Source organism: Agromyces fucosus, from assembly GCF_004134865.1.
In the GTDB taxonomy this organism is placed as follows: domain Bacteria; phylum Actinomycetota; class Actinomycetes; order Actinomycetales; family Microbacteriaceae; genus Agromyces; species Agromyces fucosus.
Window position 1 is genome coordinate 551,656 of sequence record NZ_SDPO01000001.1, and the last position, 16,733, is coordinate 568,388.

General features: G+C 68.7%; 14 protein-coding genes. 3 read left to right on the forward strand and 11 right to left on the reverse strand.

Going from position 1 to position 16,733, the window contains the following annotated elements; all coding sequences use genetic code 11:
* Positions 1–7: 7 nt before the first annotated feature.
* From ESP57_RS02590 to ESP57_RS02620, 7 genes are all read right to left on the reverse strand, one after another.
* Positions 8–838, reverse strand: a complete 831-nt coding sequence (locus ESP57_RS02590) for a shikimate dehydrogenase (protein WP_129230459.1) — start codon at positions 836–838, stop codon at positions 8–10.
* Positions 831–2,294, reverse strand: a complete 1,464-nt coding sequence (mltG, locus tag ESP57_RS02595) for an endolytic transglycosylase MltG (RefSeq protein ID WP_056009318.1) — start codon at positions 2,292–2,294, stop codon at positions 831–833. The genes ESP57_RS02590 and mltG overlap by 8 nt, the downstream gene beginning before the upstream one ends.
* Positions 2,291–2,767 carry a Holliday junction resolvase RuvX gene (ruvX, locus tag ESP57_RS02600; RefSeq protein ID WP_129230460.1) on the reverse strand — a complete coding sequence of 159 codons (477 nt, stop codon included), beginning with the start codon at positions 2,765–2,767 and terminating at the stop codon, positions 2,291–2,293. Before ruvX ends, mltG begins: the two co-directional genes overlap by 4 nt.
* Positions 2,768–2,772: 5 nt before the next feature.
* Positions 2,773–5,430, reverse strand: a complete 2,658-nt coding sequence (gene alaS, locus ESP57_RS02605; RefSeq protein ID WP_129230461.1) for an alanine--tRNA ligase — start codon at positions 5,428–5,430, stop codon at positions 2,773–2,775.
* A gap of 97 nt (positions 5,431–5,527) precedes the next feature.
* Entirely contained in the window at positions 5,528–5,731 is a 204-nt protein-coding gene (locus tag ESP57_RS02610; RefSeq protein WP_056009324.1) for a hypothetical protein, read from the reverse strand.
* Positions 5,732–5,878: 147 nt separating this feature from the next.
* Positions 5,879–6,502: a 30S ribosomal protein S4 gene (gene rpsD / locus ESP57_RS02615; RefSeq protein WP_056009326.1), complete on the reverse strand. Its 624-nt coding sequence runs from the start codon at positions 6,500–6,502 to the stop codon at positions 5,879–5,881.
* Positions 6,503–6,693: 191 nt separating this feature from the next.
* On the reverse strand, positions 6,694–8,130 hold the full coding sequence (locus ESP57_RS02620) for a replication-associated recombination protein A (protein WP_129230462.1): 1,437 nt from the start codon (positions 8,128–8,130) through the stop codon (positions 6,694–6,696).
* A 229-nt stretch (positions 8,131–8,359) separates the two neighbouring features.
* On the opposite strand from ESP57_RS02620, the gene ESP57_RS02625 reads away from it, so the two are divergent.
* The 3 genes from ESP57_RS02625 to ESP57_RS02635 all read left to right on the forward strand — a co-directional run bounded on the left by ESP57_RS02625 (position 8,360) and on the right by ESP57_RS02635 (position 11,180).
* Positions 8,360–9,139, forward strand: coding sequence for a peptidylprolyl isomerase (locus ESP57_RS02625; protein ID WP_056009328.1), 780 nt, complete (start codon positions 8,360–8,362; stop codon positions 9,137–9,139).
* Between the two features lie 88 nt (positions 9,140–9,227).
* A complete protein-coding gene (locus tag ESP57_RS02630) occupies positions 9,228–10,460 on the forward strand; it encodes a DUF349 domain-containing protein (protein WP_129230463.1) in 1,233 nt (410 codons plus the stop codon).
* Between the two features lie 111 nt (positions 10,461–10,571).
* On the forward strand, positions 10,572–11,180 hold the full coding sequence (locus ESP57_RS02635) for a hypothetical protein (protein ID WP_056009333.1): 609 nt from the start codon (positions 10,572–10,574) through the stop codon (positions 11,178–11,180).
* Here ESP57_RS02635 and ESP57_RS02640 read toward each other — a convergent pair.
* From ESP57_RS02640 to yajC, 4 genes are all read right to left on the reverse strand, one after another.
* A complete protein-coding gene (locus ESP57_RS02640; RefSeq protein WP_056009335.1) occupies positions 11,167–13,419 on the reverse strand; it encodes a RelA/SpoT family protein in 2,253 nt (750 codons plus the stop codon). The genes ESP57_RS02635 and ESP57_RS02640 overlap by 14 nt on opposite strands.
* 75 nt (positions 13,420–13,494) lie before the next feature.
* Positions 13,495–14,514: a protein translocase subunit SecF gene (secF, locus tag ESP57_RS02645; RefSeq protein ID WP_056009337.1), complete on the reverse strand. Its 1,020-nt coding sequence runs from the start codon at positions 14,512–14,514 to the stop codon at positions 13,495–13,497.
* Positions 14,514–16,217, reverse strand: coding sequence for a protein translocase subunit SecD (secD, locus tag ESP57_RS02650; protein WP_082571312.1), 1,704 nt, complete (start codon positions 16,215–16,217; stop codon positions 14,514–14,516). Before secD ends, secF begins: the two co-directional genes overlap by 1 nt.
* Before the next feature lie 102 nt (positions 16,218–16,319).
* Positions 16,320–16,718, reverse strand: a complete 399-nt coding sequence (gene yajC / locus ESP57_RS02655; protein WP_115957754.1) for a preprotein translocase subunit YajC — start codon at positions 16,716–16,718, stop codon at positions 16,320–16,322.
* Between the last annotated feature and the right edge of the window lie 15 nt (positions 16,719–16,733).

A 16,733-nucleotide genomic window follows, 5' to 3' on the forward strand; every position in this document is an offset into this window, starting at 1 on the left:
CGCCGGGTCAGGAGATCGCGGCGCGCATGACGCCGAGCACGGCGTCTTCGTCGACGAGCGGCTCGTTCGGGTCGCCGTTCACGAAGATCCGCACCTGGAGCAGTGCCTGGTGCAGCAGCATCCCGAGTCCGTGCACGACCGTGCCGCCGCCGGCGATCCAGCCGGCCGCGAGCGGGGTGGGCCACGGATCGTAGGCGACGTCGAGCAGCGTGGCCGAGGCGATCAACCCAGCGGATGCCGCGACGCCGAGGTCCGTGCCGCCGGGAACGGTGCTCACCACGAGTTCGGCACGGCCGATCGTGTCGAGCTCCTCCATGCGGCCCTCGTCGACCCGCACCCCGAGGCGGGACCCGAGCTCGATGAGCGCCACGGCTGCGCCGGGTCGACGCACGAGCACCCGCACCTCGCGCGAACCGAGTTCCGACATCGCGACGAGCGCGGAGGCGGCCGTCGCCCCGCCGCCGAGCAGCACCCCGCGCGACACCTCGTGAACGCCGGCCTCGCGGAGCGTGCGCACGATGCCGCCGACGTCGGTGTTGAAGCCTCGCCGGCTACCGGCGTCGAAGAGCACCGTGTTCGCGGCGCCGGTGATCGCAGCTACCTCGTCGATCGAGTCGAGGAGCGGGAGCACGTCCTGCTTGAGGGGCATCGTGAGCGAGAGCCCTCGCCACGAGGCATCCAGGCTGCCGATGAACTCACCGAGCCGGTCGCCGTCGATCTCGACGGCCGAGTACTGCCACGACAGGCCCAGCAGGTCGTACGCCGCCCGGTGCAGGGCCGGGCTCTTGGAGTGCGAGATGGGCGAGCCCAGCACCGCGAGCCGTCGGAGGTCACTCACAGTACGCGGCGTTCTCGTCGAGCGCGCACCATTCCTGCAGGCGCTCCACGGCCGCCTCGTGCTCCTCGACCGTGGTCGAGAAGACCGTCTCACCGGTCGCGAGGTTCACCGGCACGAAGAACAGCCATGAGCCGTCGGCCGGGTGGATGGCGGCGTTGATCGCCACGTCGCCCGGGTTGCCGATCGGACCGATCGGGAGGCCGGGGTTGGCGTACGTGTTGTAGAGGTTCGACGCATCGGCGCGCTCCTCGTCGGTCGTCCAGACGGTGTGCGTGTTGCCCGTGCCGTAGGCGACCGTCGCGTCGGACTCGAGGTTGATGCCCTGGTCGAGGCGGTTCTGGAAGACTCGCGCGACCTTCGGGAAGTCGTCGAGGTTCGAACCCGCTTCACGTTGCACGATCGACGCGAGCACGATCGTGCGCCACCGCTGATCGGCCGGCACTCCCGCGGCGTCGAGCGCCTCGAACTGCCGGTTCACGAGCGTCTGCAGCACGGCGTGCGCGTCGAGGCCCGGCTCCAGCGTGTAGGTCGCCGGGAAGAGGAAGCCCTCGAGCGTCGTCGCCTCGGCGGGCAGTCCATAGCTCGCCGGCGGTTCGACGGCCGCGGCCTGCAGGTTCTCGAGTGGCACGTCGGTGCCCTCGGAGATGGCGACGAGCGCATCGGGCAGCGAGGTGCCCTCGGGGATCACGAAGGTCTGCTCGAGCTTGTTCGCCGGATCCTGCAGCGCATCCAGCGCTGCCTGCGCGCTCATCTCCTCGGCCAGCTGATAGGCCCCGGGGTGGAACTCCGGTTCGGGGCTCTGCTCGAGCAGCAGGTCGTAGAAGGCGTCATAGGAAGCGGTGACGCCTTCGTCGACGAGGTTCGTCGCGATGTCGGAACCGTTCTCGCCGTCGTGGATCATGAAGACGACCTCACCGGTGCCGGTGCCCTCGAAGTCCGCTGCCGGCGTGAATCGCTCGATGACGGCGTTGATGGGCCCCTGCAGGAAGAAGTACGCCCCCGCGCCGAGCGCGGCGACGATGAGCAGACCGACGAGGCAGCCCCATGCTCCACGTCGCTTCGGCTTCTCGGGCTCGTAGGGGTCGGCGTTGACCGCACGCCGTTCGGCTCGCGAGGGCCGGGCCGGGTCCGGAGCGACCGGATCCGCCACGATCGGCTCGAAGAGCGGCAGGCTCGATGCCGGCTCGGCCGGCGGGCCCGCCTCGGCGAGCACTGCCGCCGCTTCCGCCTCGGCAGCCTGACGCTGCTCGGCCTCCCTCGCCTCGCGACGGGTCAGCGGTCGCCCTTCCGACGGCGGCTGCGGCTGGGCCGGCCCGGTCGGTGTCGCGGCGACCGGTGAGGTGCGGGGCGCGGCATCCGATGATCTCGGTGCTCGCACCGGCTCGTTGCCGGCGAGCATCGCGTGCCAGTCGGCGGTTGCACGGTCTGCGTCGCGCTCGGAATGGGGCTGGGTCACAGGGGGGATGGCCCTTCGGGGATCTCGATCGTCCGGCCGGGCGGGCGGTTGAAGTCCCGCTCGGCGTCGATGGCGTGTTGCAAAATGATAACGGCTGCAACCTGATCGACGATGGGACGCTGCTTGCGCGTCGACTTCCCTGTCGCACGAAGCGCCTGCTGGGCGCTCACGGTCGAGAGCCGTTCGTCGACGAGCCGCACCGGGATCCCCGCACGCGTCAACCGCTCCGCGAACGCGACCGCGTCGTCGGTCGACGGCGTCGAGGCGCCCGAGAGCGACAGCGGATTGCCGACGACGATCTCGATCACCTCGTACTCGCGCGCGAGCTCGAGGATGCGCGTGACATCGGCATCCCCGTCAGCGGCACGCGCGACCGTTTCGATCGGGGTCGCGATGAGACCCCCGGCATCGCAACGGGCGACGCCGATTCGGGCGCGCCCGACGTCGACGCCGAGCCTCGCCCCGGTACGCACGCCGACTACCCGCGGAGCGCCGAGCGCACCGCGTCGAGCGCGGCCGGGATGGCCGAGAGGTCGCTGCCGCCGCCCTGGGCGAGATCGGGCTTGCCACCGCCGCCGCCGCCGAGCACTCCGGCCATCGTCTTCGCGAGGGCACCGGCGTTCGCGCCGGCATCTCGAGCGGCAGGCGCGGTCGCGACGATCGCGACCGGCTTGCCGCCGACCTCGGCGGCCAGTGCCACGACGGATGCCGCGTCGCCGAGCTGCGATCGCACGGAGAGCGCGAGTGCCCGCAACTCGTCACCGGTGCCGAGCGAGCCGACCGTCTCGGCGACGAGCAGCACGTCACCAGTACGCACGGCCTTCGCGGCGAGGGCGGGCACGCGGTCGTTCAGTGCGCGGGCCTCGAACTGCTGGATGCGCTTCTCGGCGGCCTTCAGGCTCGAGATGAGTTCGCCGACGCGGTCGACGAGCTGCTCGGGCCGCGTCTTCAGCGACGACGTCAGCTCGGAGACGAGCGCGCGCTCCGAGGCGAATCGGCGGAAGGCGTCGAGGCCGACGAGCGACTCCACGCGGCGGTTGGACGCACCGACCGAGGACTCCCCCACGATGTTGATCATGCCGACCTCGGCACTCGTCGACACGTGCGTGCCGGCGCAGAGCTCACGCGACCATGGGCCGCCGATGTCGACGACGCGAACGACGTCGCCGTACTTCTCGCCGAAGAGCGCCATCGCACCGAGCGACTTCGCCTCGTCGAGGGGCATCTCACGCGTGACGACCTCGAGGTTGTCACGGATCGCGGCGTTCGAGATCTCCTCGATCTCGCTGCGGGTCTCGGTCGAGAGGGCGGAGTTCCAGCCGTAGTCGAGACGCAGGTATCCGGCCTTGTTGAAGGAGCCGGACTGGTGGGCGTTCGGGCCGAGCACCTGGCGCAGCGCAGCGTGCACGAGGTGCGTGCCCGAGTGCGCCTGCGTCGCCCCGCGTCGGTACTGCTCGTCGACGAGCGTCGTCGCGGGCACCCCGACTCCGACCTCGCCCTTCGTCACCTTCACGGTGTGGCTGATGAGGCCCTTGATGGGTTTCTGCACGTCGAGCACCTCGAGCTCGAAGCCGTCACCGACGATGCGCCCCTGGTCGGGCGCCTGTCCGCCGGACTCGGCGTAGAGCGAGGTCTCCGCGAGGATGACCTCTGCGGTCTGGCCCGCGGTCGCGAACGGCACCGGTCGGCCGTCGACGAGGAGGCCCAGCACGCTCGACGCCGTCGTCAGCTCGGTGTAGCCCGTGAAGATCGTCTCGCCCTTTGCGCGGAACTCCGCGTACACCGAGAGGTCGGCGAGCACCTTCTTCTTCGACTTCGCATCGGCCTTCGCCCGCGACCGCTGCTCGGTCATGAGCGTGTCGAATGCGGCGCGGTCGACCGCGAGGCCGGCCTCATCGGCCATCTCGAGGGTGAGCTCGATCGGGAAGCCGTACGTGTCATGCAGGAGGAACGCCGTGTCGCCGGCGAGCTCGCCGCGACCGGAGTCCTTGGTCTTGGAGACCGCGAGGTCGAGGATCGACGTTCCTGCGGTAAGCGTGCGGAGGAAGGTCTCCTCCTCGCCGAGGGCGAGCTGCTCGATGTGCGCGTAGTCCTTCGCGACCTCGGGGTAGGCGGTCTTCATCGCGTCGCGCGACGCTGCGAAGAGCTCGCGGAAGGTCGGGCCCTCGACGCCGAGAAGGCGCATGGCACGGATGCTGCGGCGCAGCAGTCGGCGCAGGATGTAGCCGCGCCCCTCGTTCGACGGGCTCACGCCGTCGCTCATGAGCATGAGCGCGGAGCGCACGTGGTCGGCGATGACGCGCATGCGCACGTCGTCGTCATGGTTCGCGCCGTAGCGGCGACCCGAGAGCTCGGCGGCGCGGTCGAGCACCGGGCGCACCTGGTCGATCTCGTACATGTTGTCGACGCCCTGCTTGATGAAGGCGACGCGCTCGAGACCCATGCCGGTGTCGATGTTCTTCTTCGGCAGTTCCTTCACGATGCGGAAGTCGGTCTTCGACACGACGTCGTCGATGAGGTACTGCATGAACACGAGGTTCCAGATCTCGACGTAGCGATCGTCGTCGGTGGCCGGGCCGCCGTCGATGCCGTACTCGGGGCCGCGGTCGAAGAAGATCTCGGAGCAGGGACCCGCAGGGCCCGGCTGGCCGGTGTGCCAGTAGTTCGTGTCCTTGCCGAGTCGCTGGATGCGCTCGTCGGGCAGGTCGGCGACCTTCTTCCAGAGCTCGATCGCCTCGTCGTCGTCTTCGTAGACGGTGACCCAGAGGTCGTTTCGGTCGAAGCCGTAGCCGCCGTCGGCCTCGGGCGTCGTCAGGAGCTCCCACGCCATCGAGATGGCGCCCTCCTTGAAGTAGTCGCCGAACGAGAAGTTGCCGCTCATCTGGAAGAACGTGCCGTGGCGCGGAGTCTTGCCGACCTCTTCGATGTCGTTCGTCCGGATGCACTTCTGCACGCTCGTCGCGCGGGGGTACGGAGCGGGCACGAGACCCGTCAGGTACGGCACGAACGGCACCATGCCGGCGACGGTGAAGAGCAGCGTGGGGTCGTCGGAGACGAGTGACGCCGACGGGACGACGGTGTGTCCGCGCTCGGCGAAGAAGTCCAGCCAACGCTGGCGGATGTCGGCAGTCTGCATGGTTCCGTTCTCGGTCGTGCCCGGGGCATCCGGGCCTTCGCATTCGTGGCGGCGAGGTCGCGCCGACGTGGTTCTCGTCGACCCGGCTCGCGTCGGCTCAGAGCGCCGCGTGCGTCTCGCCCTGCTCGGCGCGGAGCTCGGCGTCGCGGGCGTGGTAGCCCTCGGCGATCGCGTGGCCGAAGGCGCGGGCCTTCGCGTCCACCGCGGAGAAGAAGTCTCGCCCCTGCTTGGTCTGGTTGACCTGGTGTGCGACCGCGAATCCGGCCGCGACGCCGACGGTGAACCACAGAATGCTCTTCACGAGGTGCTCCTGCTCCCTGATCGATGTGTCGCCTGGCGGTGCGCTCGGCACGCCTCGCATCAGTCTAGTGGCCGTGTCGCAGGCACTCGCCGGGTACGACACAGGGGCCGCGGGAAACCCCGCGACCCCTGTCTCAACTGCTCTGCGTCAGCGACCTGCGTAGTACTCGACGACCAGCTGCACGTCACAGGTCACGGGGACCTCGGCGCGCTTCGGGCGACGGACGAGCTTCACCTGGAGCTTGTCGAGCTCGACCTCGAGGTACGCGGGGAGCTTGGGCAGCACGTCGACGTGACCGCCGGCAGCGGCGACCTGGAACGGCTCGGTGCCCTCGCTGCGCGCCTTGACGTGCACGAGCTGGCCCGGCTTCACGCGGAACGACGGGCGGTCGACGAGCTGGCCGTCGACGAGGATGTGACGGTGCACGACGAACTGGCGAGCCTGCGAGATGGTGCGGGCGAAGCCGGCACGCAGCACGATGGCGTCGAGACGCATCTCGAGCAGCTCGACCAGGTTCTCACCGGTCAGGCCGTCGGTGCGCTTGGCCTCGACGTAGGCGATCTTCAGCTGCTTCTCGCGGATGCCGTACTGGGCGCGCAGGCGCTGCTTCTCGCGCAGACGGACGGCGTAGTCACTGTCCTGCTTGCGCTTGGTGCGGCCGTGCTCACCGGGAGCGTACGGGCGCTTCTCCATGTAGCGGGCGGCCTTCGGGGTGAGGGCGACGCCGAGCGCACGGGAGAGGCGGGTCTTGCTACGTGACTGGTTCGACACGAATGTCCTTTCGGAAGAATCTCAAGTGAAATCACGGCGCGAACGTGCGCCGGGAATCTGTGTCAGAGGGATTCGCCAAGGGTGGATCGGCTACAGATCGCACCCGTTCGCCGGTGACTCCCTCGCAGCCGCGCTCGGGAATCAGGCTTCAGGCCAACGAAAATGATATCACGACGATGTGCGCTTCGACGTCACCGCTCGCCGCGCACGATGCGCCGCAGCTTCGCGAGCCGAGCCGAGACCTCGCGCTCGTTGCCGTGCTCGGTCGGCTCGTAGTACACGGCGCCTCGCAACGAGTCGGGAAGGTACTGCTGCTCGACCACGCCGATCTCGTCGTTGTGCGGGTACTTGTAGCCCTTGCCGTGCCCGAGCCGCTTCGCCCCGGGGTAGTGCGCGTCGCGCAGGTGCTTCGGCACCCGGCCCGCTTTGCCTTCACGCACGTCGGCGATCGCCTGGTTGATGCCGAGGTAGGCGGCGTTCGACTTCGGGGCGGTGGCCAGGTGCACGACCGCCTGCGCGAGCGGAATGCGACCCTCCGGCATGCCGATGTACTGCACGGCATCGGCGGCGGCCACGGCCACGCCGAGCGCGCTCGGGTCGGCGAGCCCGATGTCTTCGGAGGCGAGCACGATGATGCGCCGCGCGATGAACCGCGGATCTTCGCCCGCCTCGATCATGCGAGCGAGGTAGTGCAGCGAGGCGTCGACGTCACTGCCGCGCACCGACTTGATGAACGCGCTGATGACGTCGTAGTGCTCGTCGCCGTTGCGGTCGTAGCGCAGCAGGGCGCGGTCGACCGCGCGAGCCACGATCTCGGTCGTGATCATCGGCGGAGCGGATGCCGCGGCATCCGCGTCGTCGCCTGCCGCCGTGTCGTCGGCCGGGCGGTCTGCCGTGTCTCCGTCTTCGGCCTCGTCATCGGCTTCAGCGGTATCCGCCGCCGGAACGGACTGCACGGCGGCCACCGCGGCTGCCTCGAGCGCCGTGAGCGCTCGGCGTGCGTCGCCCGACGCGAGCCGGATGATGGCGGCCCGCGCCTCGGGGTCGAGAGCGACCTTGCCGGCGAGACCGCGCGGATCGGTCACCGCGCGGTCGACGAGGACTCCGAGGTCGTCGTCAGTGAGGAGCTCGAGGGTCAGCAGGAGGGATCGGGACAGGAGCGGCGAGATCACGGAGAACGAGGGGTTCTCGGTCGTCGCCGCCACGAGGATGACCCACCCGTTCTCGACGCCGGGCAGCAACGCGTCTTGCTGGGCCTTCGTGAAGCGGTGGATCTCGTCGAGGAAGAGCACCGTCGAGAGCCCGTAGAGATCACGGCTCGCCCGCGCCTCCTCCATGACCTGGCGCACGTCGCGCACACCGGCCGACACCGCCGACAGCTCGACGAACTTGCGGCCCGACGAGCGCGCGATCGCCTGGGCGAGCGTCGTCTTGCCGGTGCCGGGCGGCCCCCAGAGGATCACGGAGACGGAGCCCGACTCCCCCGAGCGATCGCCCGCGAGGGCGACGAGCGGCGACCCCGGGGTCAGCAGATGCCGTTGGCCGGCCACCTCGTCGAGGCTCGTCGGGCGCATGCGCACCGCGAGCGGGGTCGCGCCTGAGCGCAGCCCCGGGCCGGAATCAACCATGTCTTCAAGCGTAGTCGCGGCATCCGACACGGGATCTCCGGCCCGAATCGACCACGACGCCACACGAGTCGCGGCATCCGACACCGGATCTCCGGCCCGAATCGACCACGACGCCACGCGAGTCGCGGCTTCCGACTGAGGATCTCGGCGCGGAGTTCGGTGCGGCGATTGGTCTGGGCACCCCGCCTTGCGTAGAGTCGGCACGCAGGAGTCCCGAGAAGGAGCATGCGTGGCATCGAACGACCGACAGGCGCGTGAAGAACGAGCGCGCCTTCGCACCTACCAGGCACGCCAGGAAGTCCACACCCGGAAGCAGCGCCGGCGCACCCGCGACAACGTGATCGCGGTGCTCGCGCTCGTCGTCGTACTCGCCCTCGCCACGGCCGCGCAGATCTTCTACTTCAGCGGCGGACCGGGCGCCGAGCCCGTTGCCACCGACACGGCGACCCCGACTCCGACTCCGGCGGCCGAAGAGGAGAACCAGGGCGACGTGCCCTCCGCGGACATCGCCGAGGACCGCACCTGGACCGGCACGCTGACGCTCAACGACATCCCGCTCGGCGTCGAGCTCGACGGCGCGGCCGCCCCGCAGGCCGTCTCGAGCGAGATCAGTCTCGCCCAGTCGGGCTTCTACACCGGCACGAGCTGCCACCGTCTCACGACCGAGGGCATCTGGGTGCTGCAGTGCGGCGACCCGAGCGGCGACGGCACGGGTGGCCCGGGCTACAGCTACGGGCCCGTCGAGAACGTTCCGTCCGACGGCGTCTACCCCGCCGGCACGATCGCGATGGCCCGTGCAGCATCGCAGTACAGCCAGGGCAGCCAGTTCTTCATCGTCTATGAAGACACGACGCTGCCGGGCGACACCGGCGGCTACACCGTCATCGGCAAGGTGACGAGCGGTCTCGACGCGCTCCGAGCCGGCGTCATCGACGCGGGCACCAGCGACGGTGCCGGCGACGGTGCCCCCGCCGTGCCGACCACGATCACGGCGTTCACGATCGAGTGAGCGCCCGCACCGCCCCTCGGCGGTGCAATAGGCTTGATGCCGTCAACGTCGCCCACGGGCGGCATCCGACATACGACAGGGTGAGGCCGTGACCGATTCAGATCAGCAACCGTGGGGCCGCGTCGACGAGACGGGCACCGTCTTCGTGCGCACGAGCGACGGCGAACGAGCGGTCGGGCAGTACCCCGACGGCTCGGCTGAAGAGGCACTCGCCTACTTCGAGCGCAAGTACGCCGATCTGGCGGGCCAGGTGGGCCTGCTCGAACAGCGCGTGCGCCGAGGTGCGCCCGCAGCGGATGTCTCGAAGGCCGTGGCCTCGCTCCAGTCCTCCGTCTCCACGGCCAACGCGGTCGGCGACCTCGAATCGCTCGGGCGTCGTCTCGAGGCGCTCTCGGGCACGACCAAGGAGCTGACCGAACAGCAGCAGGCCGAGTCGAAGGCCGCGGTCGCCGAGGCCGTCGCCGAGCGCACCGCGATCGTGGAGGCAGCCGAGGCCCTCGCGGCCGGCGACCCCGCGAAGACGCAGTGGAAGCAGGCCACCGCAGAGCTCGATGAGCTCTTCGCGCGCTGGCAGCGCCACCAGCAAGACGGACCGCGCCTGCCGAAGAACGAGGCCAATGAGCTCTGGAAGCGCTTCCGCGCCGCCCGCTCGACGATCGAGACGCACCGCAAGGCGTTCTTCGCCGAGCTCGACGCAGCGCACCGCGACGTGCGTTCGCGCAAGCAGGCGCTGATCGAGCGGGCCGAGGCGCTCGCCCCGCGCGGTGCCGACGCGGTGGGCGACTACCGTCACCTGCTCGACGAGTGGAAGCTCGCGGGCCGTGCCGGCAAGAAGCTCGACGACGCCCTCTGGGCGAAGTTCAAGGCCGCCGGCGACGTGCTCTTCGGCGCGAAGGCCGAGATCGACGCGCAGGAGGACGAGAGCTACCGCGCGAACCTCGAGGAGAAGCTCGCGCTGCTCACCGAGGCCGAGCCCCTGCTCACCGAGCAGGACCCGAAGCAGGCTCGTGCCGGGCTCAACAAGATCCAGCGCAAGTGGGACGAGATCGGCAAGGTTCCGCGCGATCAGGTGCGCGTCGTCGAAGACCGCCTGCGCAAGATCGAGAACCACGTCAAGTCGCTCGAGGAGGAGCGCTGGCAGCGCGAGGACCCCGAGAAGAAGGCGCGGTCCGAGGGCATGCTCGGTCAGCTCCACGACGCGATCGACAAGCTCGAGGCCGAGCTCGCGGCTGCTGAGGCATCCGGCGACGCGAAGGCCGCGGCATCCGCTCGCGAAGCCCTCGATGCGCGCAAGGCCTGGCTCAAGGCCGTCGGCGGCTGATTCCCCCTCGCGATGTCGCGGTCTCGGCCGCGCTACTGTCGTGAGCGCGCCGTTGTCCACAGATCGCGCCTGACTGCGCCCTGAAGGGCACCAGTGCCGGAGCATGTCCGTATGGCCAAGCTCCCGAACGTGCTCAGCATCGACGACCTCTCGCTCGCGGAACTCTGCGCCGCCCGCATCGACGGCGAACTGATGCCCATCGGCGACGGGTGGGCACCCGTCGATGAGCCCGATCTGCCGTCACTGCGAGCGGCGGCCGTTGCGCTCCGCGCGCCGCGTGCGCTCGTGGTCGAACGACGATCGGCAGCCTGGGTGCACGGCGCGCTCGACGCTCCCCCGATGCTCGCGCAGTTCTGCGTGTCCCGCACCGCACGGGTCGCGCTCGTCTCGGTGCCGCGCGTCGTCGTGCGCGAGGTCGCGATCGAGCCCGACGAGATCATCGAGTTCCCGTTCGCGCGATGCACCAACGTCGTGCGCACGGGCTTCGACCTGCTGCGCGAGCACGCCGAAGACGACGGGGAGGTCGAGTCGATCGTCACCGCGCTCTGCAGGGCCGACGCGAAGCTCGCTGCCCGGTTGCGTCGGCGGTTCGACGAGGCGATCCGCATGCCGCACCGGAGCCTCGCCCTCGATCGGCTCGATCACGTCGATGCGAGGCTCGTCGAATTCGATCCGACGGAATTCGATCGGGCTCGGCCGGCCGCCGTCAGCCGTCGCTGACGCGATACACGTCGTAGACGGCGTCGATGCGTCGAACCGCATTCAGCACACGATCGAGATGCGTGGTGTCGCCCATCTCGAAGACGAAGCGGCTGAGCGCGAGGCGGTCGGTCGACGTCGAGACGTTGGCGGAGAGGATGTTGACGTGGTGCTCCGAGAGCACGCGCGTGACATCGGAGAGGAGCCCCGCGCGGTCGAGTGCCTCGATCTGGATCTGCACGAGGAAGACGCTCTTCGAGCTCGGCGCCCACTCCACGTCGATCATGCGTTCGGGTTCCTGCATGAGGCTCTGCACGTTGTGGCAGCTCGCCTGGTGCACCGAGACGCCGGCGCCGCGCGTGACGAAGCCGACGATCTCGTCGCCGGGCACGGGAGTGCAGCAACGGGCGAGCTTGACGAGGATGTCGGGCGCACCGCGCACGAGGACTCCGGAGTCCGAGTGCCGCGGCAGGGGCCGCGAACGCACCGGGATCGGCAGGTCGGGCTCGTCGCCCTCGTCGACGTCGCGCACGAGCGCGACGACCTTCTCGAGCACCGACTGCGTCGACACGTGGCCTTCGCCTACGGCGGCGTACAGCGAGGAGACGTCGTCGTAGCGCAGCTGGGCTGCCACCTCGGCGAAGGACTCCTGGTTCATGAGCTTCTGCAGGGGCAGGTTCTGCTTGCGCATGGCGCGGGCGATCGCGTCGCGACCCTGCTCGATCGCCTCGTCGCGCCGCTCCTTGGTGAACCACTGCCGGATCTTGTTGCGGGCACGCGGGCTCTTGACGAAGCTGAGCCAATCCTTGCTCGGCCCCGAGTCGGGGTTCTTCGAGGTGAACACCTCGACGACGTCGCCGCTCAGCAATTCGCTCTCGAGTGGGACGAGACGGCCGTTGACCTTCGCTCCCATCGTGCGATGACCGACCTCGGTGTGCACGGCGTAAGCGAAGTCGACCGGGGTCGCGCCGGCCGGCAGGCCGATCACCCGACCCTTCGGGGTGAAGACGTACACCTCCTTGGCGCCGATCTCGAAGCGCAGCGAATCGAGGAACTCCCCCGGGTCGGCCGTCTCGGCCTGCCAGTCGGAGATGTGAGCGAGCCACGCCATGTCGGTCTCGTTCTGACCCGACTTGTCGGCGGTGCGACCGCCGGCCATCCGTTCCTTGTACTTCCAGTGCGCCGCGACACCGTACTCGGCGCGCTGGTGCATGTCGTGCGTGCGGATCTGGATCTCGACCGCGCGCCCCTTCGGGCCGATCACGGTCGTGTGCAGCGACTGGTACAGGTTGAACTTCGGCGTCGCGATGTAGTCCTTGAAGCGGCCGGGAAGCGGGGTCCACCTGGCATGGATCGCGCCGAGCACCGCGTAGCAGTCGCGCACCGAGTTCACGAGCACCCGGATGCCGACGAGGTCGTAGATCTCGTCGAAGTCACGGCCTCGCACGATCATCTTCTGGTAGATCGAGTAGTACTGCTTGGGCCGACCGACGACCTTGCCCCGGATCTTCGCAGCCTTCAGGTCGTCTGCGATGAGGTCGATGACGTTCTGCACGAACTCTTCGCGCTGCGGAGTGCGCTGCTTGACGAGGCTCTCGATCTCGGCGTAGAGCTTCGGGTAGAGCACGGCGAACGAGAGGTCTTCGAGCTCCCACTTGATCGTCTGGATGCCGAGGCGATGCGCGAGCGGTGCATAGATCTCGAGGGTCTCGGTCGCCTTGCGCGCAGCCGACGCCGCCGGCACGAAACCCCACGTGCGCGCGTTGTGCAACCGGTCGGCGAGCTTGATGATGAGCACCCGGATGTCTTTCGACATCGCGACGATCATCTTGCGAACGGTCTCCGCCTGCGTCGAGTCGCCGTACTTGACCTTGTCGAGCTTCGTGACGCCGTCGACGAGCATGGCGATCTCGTCGCCGAAGTCGGCCCGCACCTGGTCGAGCGTGTACGCGGTGTCCTCGACGGTGTCGTGCAGCAGCGCCGCGGCGACCGTCTTCGATCCGATGCCGAGATCGGCGAGGATCTGCGCGACCGCGATCGGGTGCGTGATGTACGGCTCACCGCTCTTGCGCTTCTGCCCCTCGTGCGCGCGCTCCGCGACCGTGTACGCCCGCTCGATGAGCGAGAGATCGGCTTTCGGATGGTGCATCCGCACCGTGCGCATGAGGGTGTCGACCGCGCCAGAGGGCTGTGCCTTGGAGAAGATGCGCGGTACCAGACGGCGCAGCGATGCCGTCGAGTTGACACCCGTCTCCGTCATCGCTCACCTCCGGAACTCAATTATCGCCGCTCCGGAGGCTTCGACGCGCCACACGGCTCACGCCGGCCGCGAACATCATGCGGTGGGCAGCGCCTCGGCCCCCGTCGAGACGGATGCCGCGCGCTCGCGCTCCTTCAGGACCTTCTGGTCGTGGCGGTGGATCGCCGGCTCCCCTTCACGCAACTGCGAGTAGAGCGGAGCGGCGACGAACACCGTCGACCAGGTGCCGACGAGGATGCCGATGAGGAGCGCCAGCGAGATGTCGCGGAGCGTGTCGGCTCCGAGCACGCCGGCTCCGATGAAGAGGATCGCCGCGACGGGAAGAGCGGCCACTACGCTCGTGTTGATCGAACGCACGAGGGTCTGGTTCACCGCGAGGTTCACCGATTCGGCGAAGGTGCGCCTCGACTCCTGACCGTCTTCCGCGGTGTTCTCACGGATCTTGTCGAAGACCACGACGGTGTCGTACAGCGAGTAACTGAGGATCGTGAGGATACCGATGGTCGCTGCGGGACTGATCTCGAAGCCGACCGCAGCATAGATGCCCACGGTCACCACGAGGTCGCCGATGAGCGCGAGGATCGCCGCGAGGGACATCTTCCAGGTGCGGAAGTACAGCGCCATGATGATGCCCGCGAGCAGGAGGAATGCGACGAGGCCGACGAGGGCCTGCCGAGTGACATCCGCGCCCCAGCTGGGACCGATGAACGAGGAGGTGACCTCCGACTCCGGTACGTCGTACGCTTCGGCGAGAGCACCGCTCACGTCTTCCGAATCCGCCTGCTCGAGCTGGTCGGTCTGCACGCGCACACCGGATCCTCCGACGATCGCCACCCGCACCTCGGCGTCGGGCACGACGGAGTGGACCGCCTCGATCGCCGGCTCGGGTGTCGCGTTCTCGACCTCGGCGATCTGGAACTGCGATCCGCCGCGGAACTCGATGCTGAAGTTGATTCCGGTGAGGAGCGGAACGACGATCGACAGCAGGATCAGGACCCCGGCGATCGCGTACCACTTCTTGCGGCCTCCGACGAAGTTGAAGGACCGCTTGCCGGTGTAGAGGTCATTGCCGAAGGTCGTGAGACGGTTCGCCATCAGGACTCCTTCCCTTCGTCGGACGAATCGGAGGCGCCCACTGCTGCAGCTGCCTTCCGTTCGGCGATGGTCTGGCGGCGCTGCGCTTCTTTCGCGCTGGCCGCGGTCTTCTTCGCCGGCGCTCCGACGGGCTTGCGGAACTCGGCACGACCGCGGTACACGGCGCCGAGTGCGTTCGGGTCGAGGCCCGACCATGGGTTGCCGCTCGAGAAGAAGCGGGTCTGCGCGAGCAGCTGCAGCATCGGGTGCGTGAACAGGATGACCACGACGACGTCGATGATCGTGGTGAGACCGAGCGTGTACGCGAAGCCCTTGACGCTGCCGACGGCGAGCACGAACAGCACGATCGCGGCGAGCAGGTTGGTGGCCTTCGACGCGAGCACTGTTCGGAACGCGCGCTTCCAGCCGGCCTCGACCGCGCCGACGAGTGGCCTGCCGTCTCGGAGCTCGTCTCGAACGCGTTCGAAGTAGATGATGAACGAGTCGGCGGTGAAACCGATCGAGACGATGAGTCCCGCGATGCCGGCGAGCGACAGGCGGTAGCCCTCTCGCCACGACAGGATCGTGATCATCAGGTAGGTGATGATGCCCACGATCACGAGCGAGGCGATGGTGACCGACGCGAGGGCGCGGTACTGGAAGATCGTGTAGATCACGACGAGGATCAGGCCGATGAGGCCGGCGATCAGGCCGGACTGCAGCTGCGAGGTACCGAGCGTCGGCGAGATCGTGTCGGAGGACTGCACCGTGAAGCTGAGGGGCAGCGCGCCGAACTTCAGCTGGTCGGCGAGCGCCTTCGACGAGGCCTGGTCGAAGCTGCCGGTGATCTGCGGCTTGCCGTCGGTGATCGCGCCGTTCATCGACGGTGCCGTGAGCACCTGACCGTCGAGCACGAAGGCGAACTGGTCGCGAGGGGTCTGGCCCTGCAGGCCGTACAGACGAGTGCTCACGTTGGCGAAGTCTTCGGTGCCTTCGGCGTCGAAGACGATGTTGACGGCCCACTGACCCGTCGACGCGCCCGTCTGGGTCTGCACCATGCCGTTGGTGGCGTCGACGATGTTCTCGCCGCTGGCCTCGACCGGTCCGAGGAGGTACTTCGCGGTACGGGTGACGTCGCACGTGACGAGCGGCTCGTCGGCGGGTGCCACGTTCGCCGAGTTCTCATCGATCTGCGAGCAGTCGAAGTCGTCGAACTCCTGCTGCAGCGCGGGCGTGACCCAGGCCGGGTCGCTGCCGTCGGTCGGTTCGGTGGTCGGCGTCGACTCGAGTTCCTCAGCAGGTGCTTCGGTCGGCTCGGGGCTCGCGCTCGGGTCGATCGCGGTGTTCGTCGCCGCGTCCGCGAGCAGCACGGCCCGGAGCTCGAGCTTCGCGGACTGCTGGATGCGAGCGCGGGTCTGGTCGTCGAGCTCGCCCGGGATGCGAACGACCACGTTCTCACCCTCGGTGTTGATCTCCGCTTCCGAGACGCCGGAGGCGTCGACGCGCTGGCGGATGATCGAGACCGCCTGGTCGAGCTGCTCCTGCGAGACGTTGGCGCCCGTCTCGACCTTGGGCTCGAGGATGATCTGCGTGCCGCCCTCGAGGTCGAGCGCGAGCTTCGGAGTCCACGACCCGCCGCCCCAGATGACGCCGGCGGCATTGATGCCGAACAGCAGCGCGATGATGACACCCAGCCAGATGAGTGATCTCCATGCCTTGCGCACGGGGGTCGGCCGAGATGACCGCTTCGATGGTGCAGCCACGTGTTCCGCTTTCTCTGCAGAGAGCCCGCGCGTCAGCGCACGGGCCCAACCTGGGGTTGAGTCTTAGTCGTCCGACTTCTTGGTGTCGGGCTTCTCGTCGGTCGCGTCCGTGGACGTCACGTCGGTCTCGGCATCGAGACGCTCGCCGAACTCGGGCTCGCCCTCGACCGCGACGGTCTCTTCGACGACGTCGGCCTTGGGCTCGACGACGCGAGCGACGGTCTGACGGTGCACGGTGAGGACGGTGCCGGGCGAGGTCTCGAGGAGCACCTGGTTCTCGTCTTCGTCGATCGAGAGGATGGTGCCGAAAACGCCGAAGTTGGTCATCACCTTCGCGCCAGCCTGCACCTTCGACTGCAGTTCGCGGGCGTCGGCCTGACGCTTGCGCGAGTTGCGGAACATGAAGAAGATGAGCACCGCCAGGACGGCGAGCATGATGATGGTGAACGGATCGAACGTCATGAGAGGAGAAGTACC

What these genes read in the sequence shown, in the direction of transcription:
- ESP57_RS02620 (WP_129230462.1), bottom strand. Translation starts at nt 8,130, where the DNA reads ATGGTTGATTCCGGCCCGGGGCTGCGCTCAGGCGCGACCCCGCTCGCG.
- secF (WP_056009337.1), bottom strand. Translation starts at nt 14,514, where the DNA reads ATGGCGAACCGTCTCACGACCTTCGGCAATGACCTCTACACCGGCAAG.
- ESP57_RS02640 (WP_056009335.1), bottom strand. Translation starts at nt 13,419, where the DNA reads ATGACGGAGACGGGTGTCAACTCGACGGCATCGCTGCGCCGTCTGGTA.
- yajC (WP_115957754.1), bottom strand. Translation starts at nt 16,718, where the DNA reads ATGACGTTCGATCCGTTCACCATCATCATGCTCGCCGTCCTGGCGGTG.
- alaS (WP_129230461.1), bottom strand. Translation starts at nt 5,430, where the DNA reads ATGCAGACTGCCGACATCCGCCAGCGTTGGCTGGACTTCTTCGCCGAG.
- ESP57_RS02635 (WP_056009333.1), top strand. Translation starts at nt 10,572, where the DNA reads ATGGCCAAGCTCCCGAACGTGCTCAGCATCGACGACCTCTCGCTCGCG.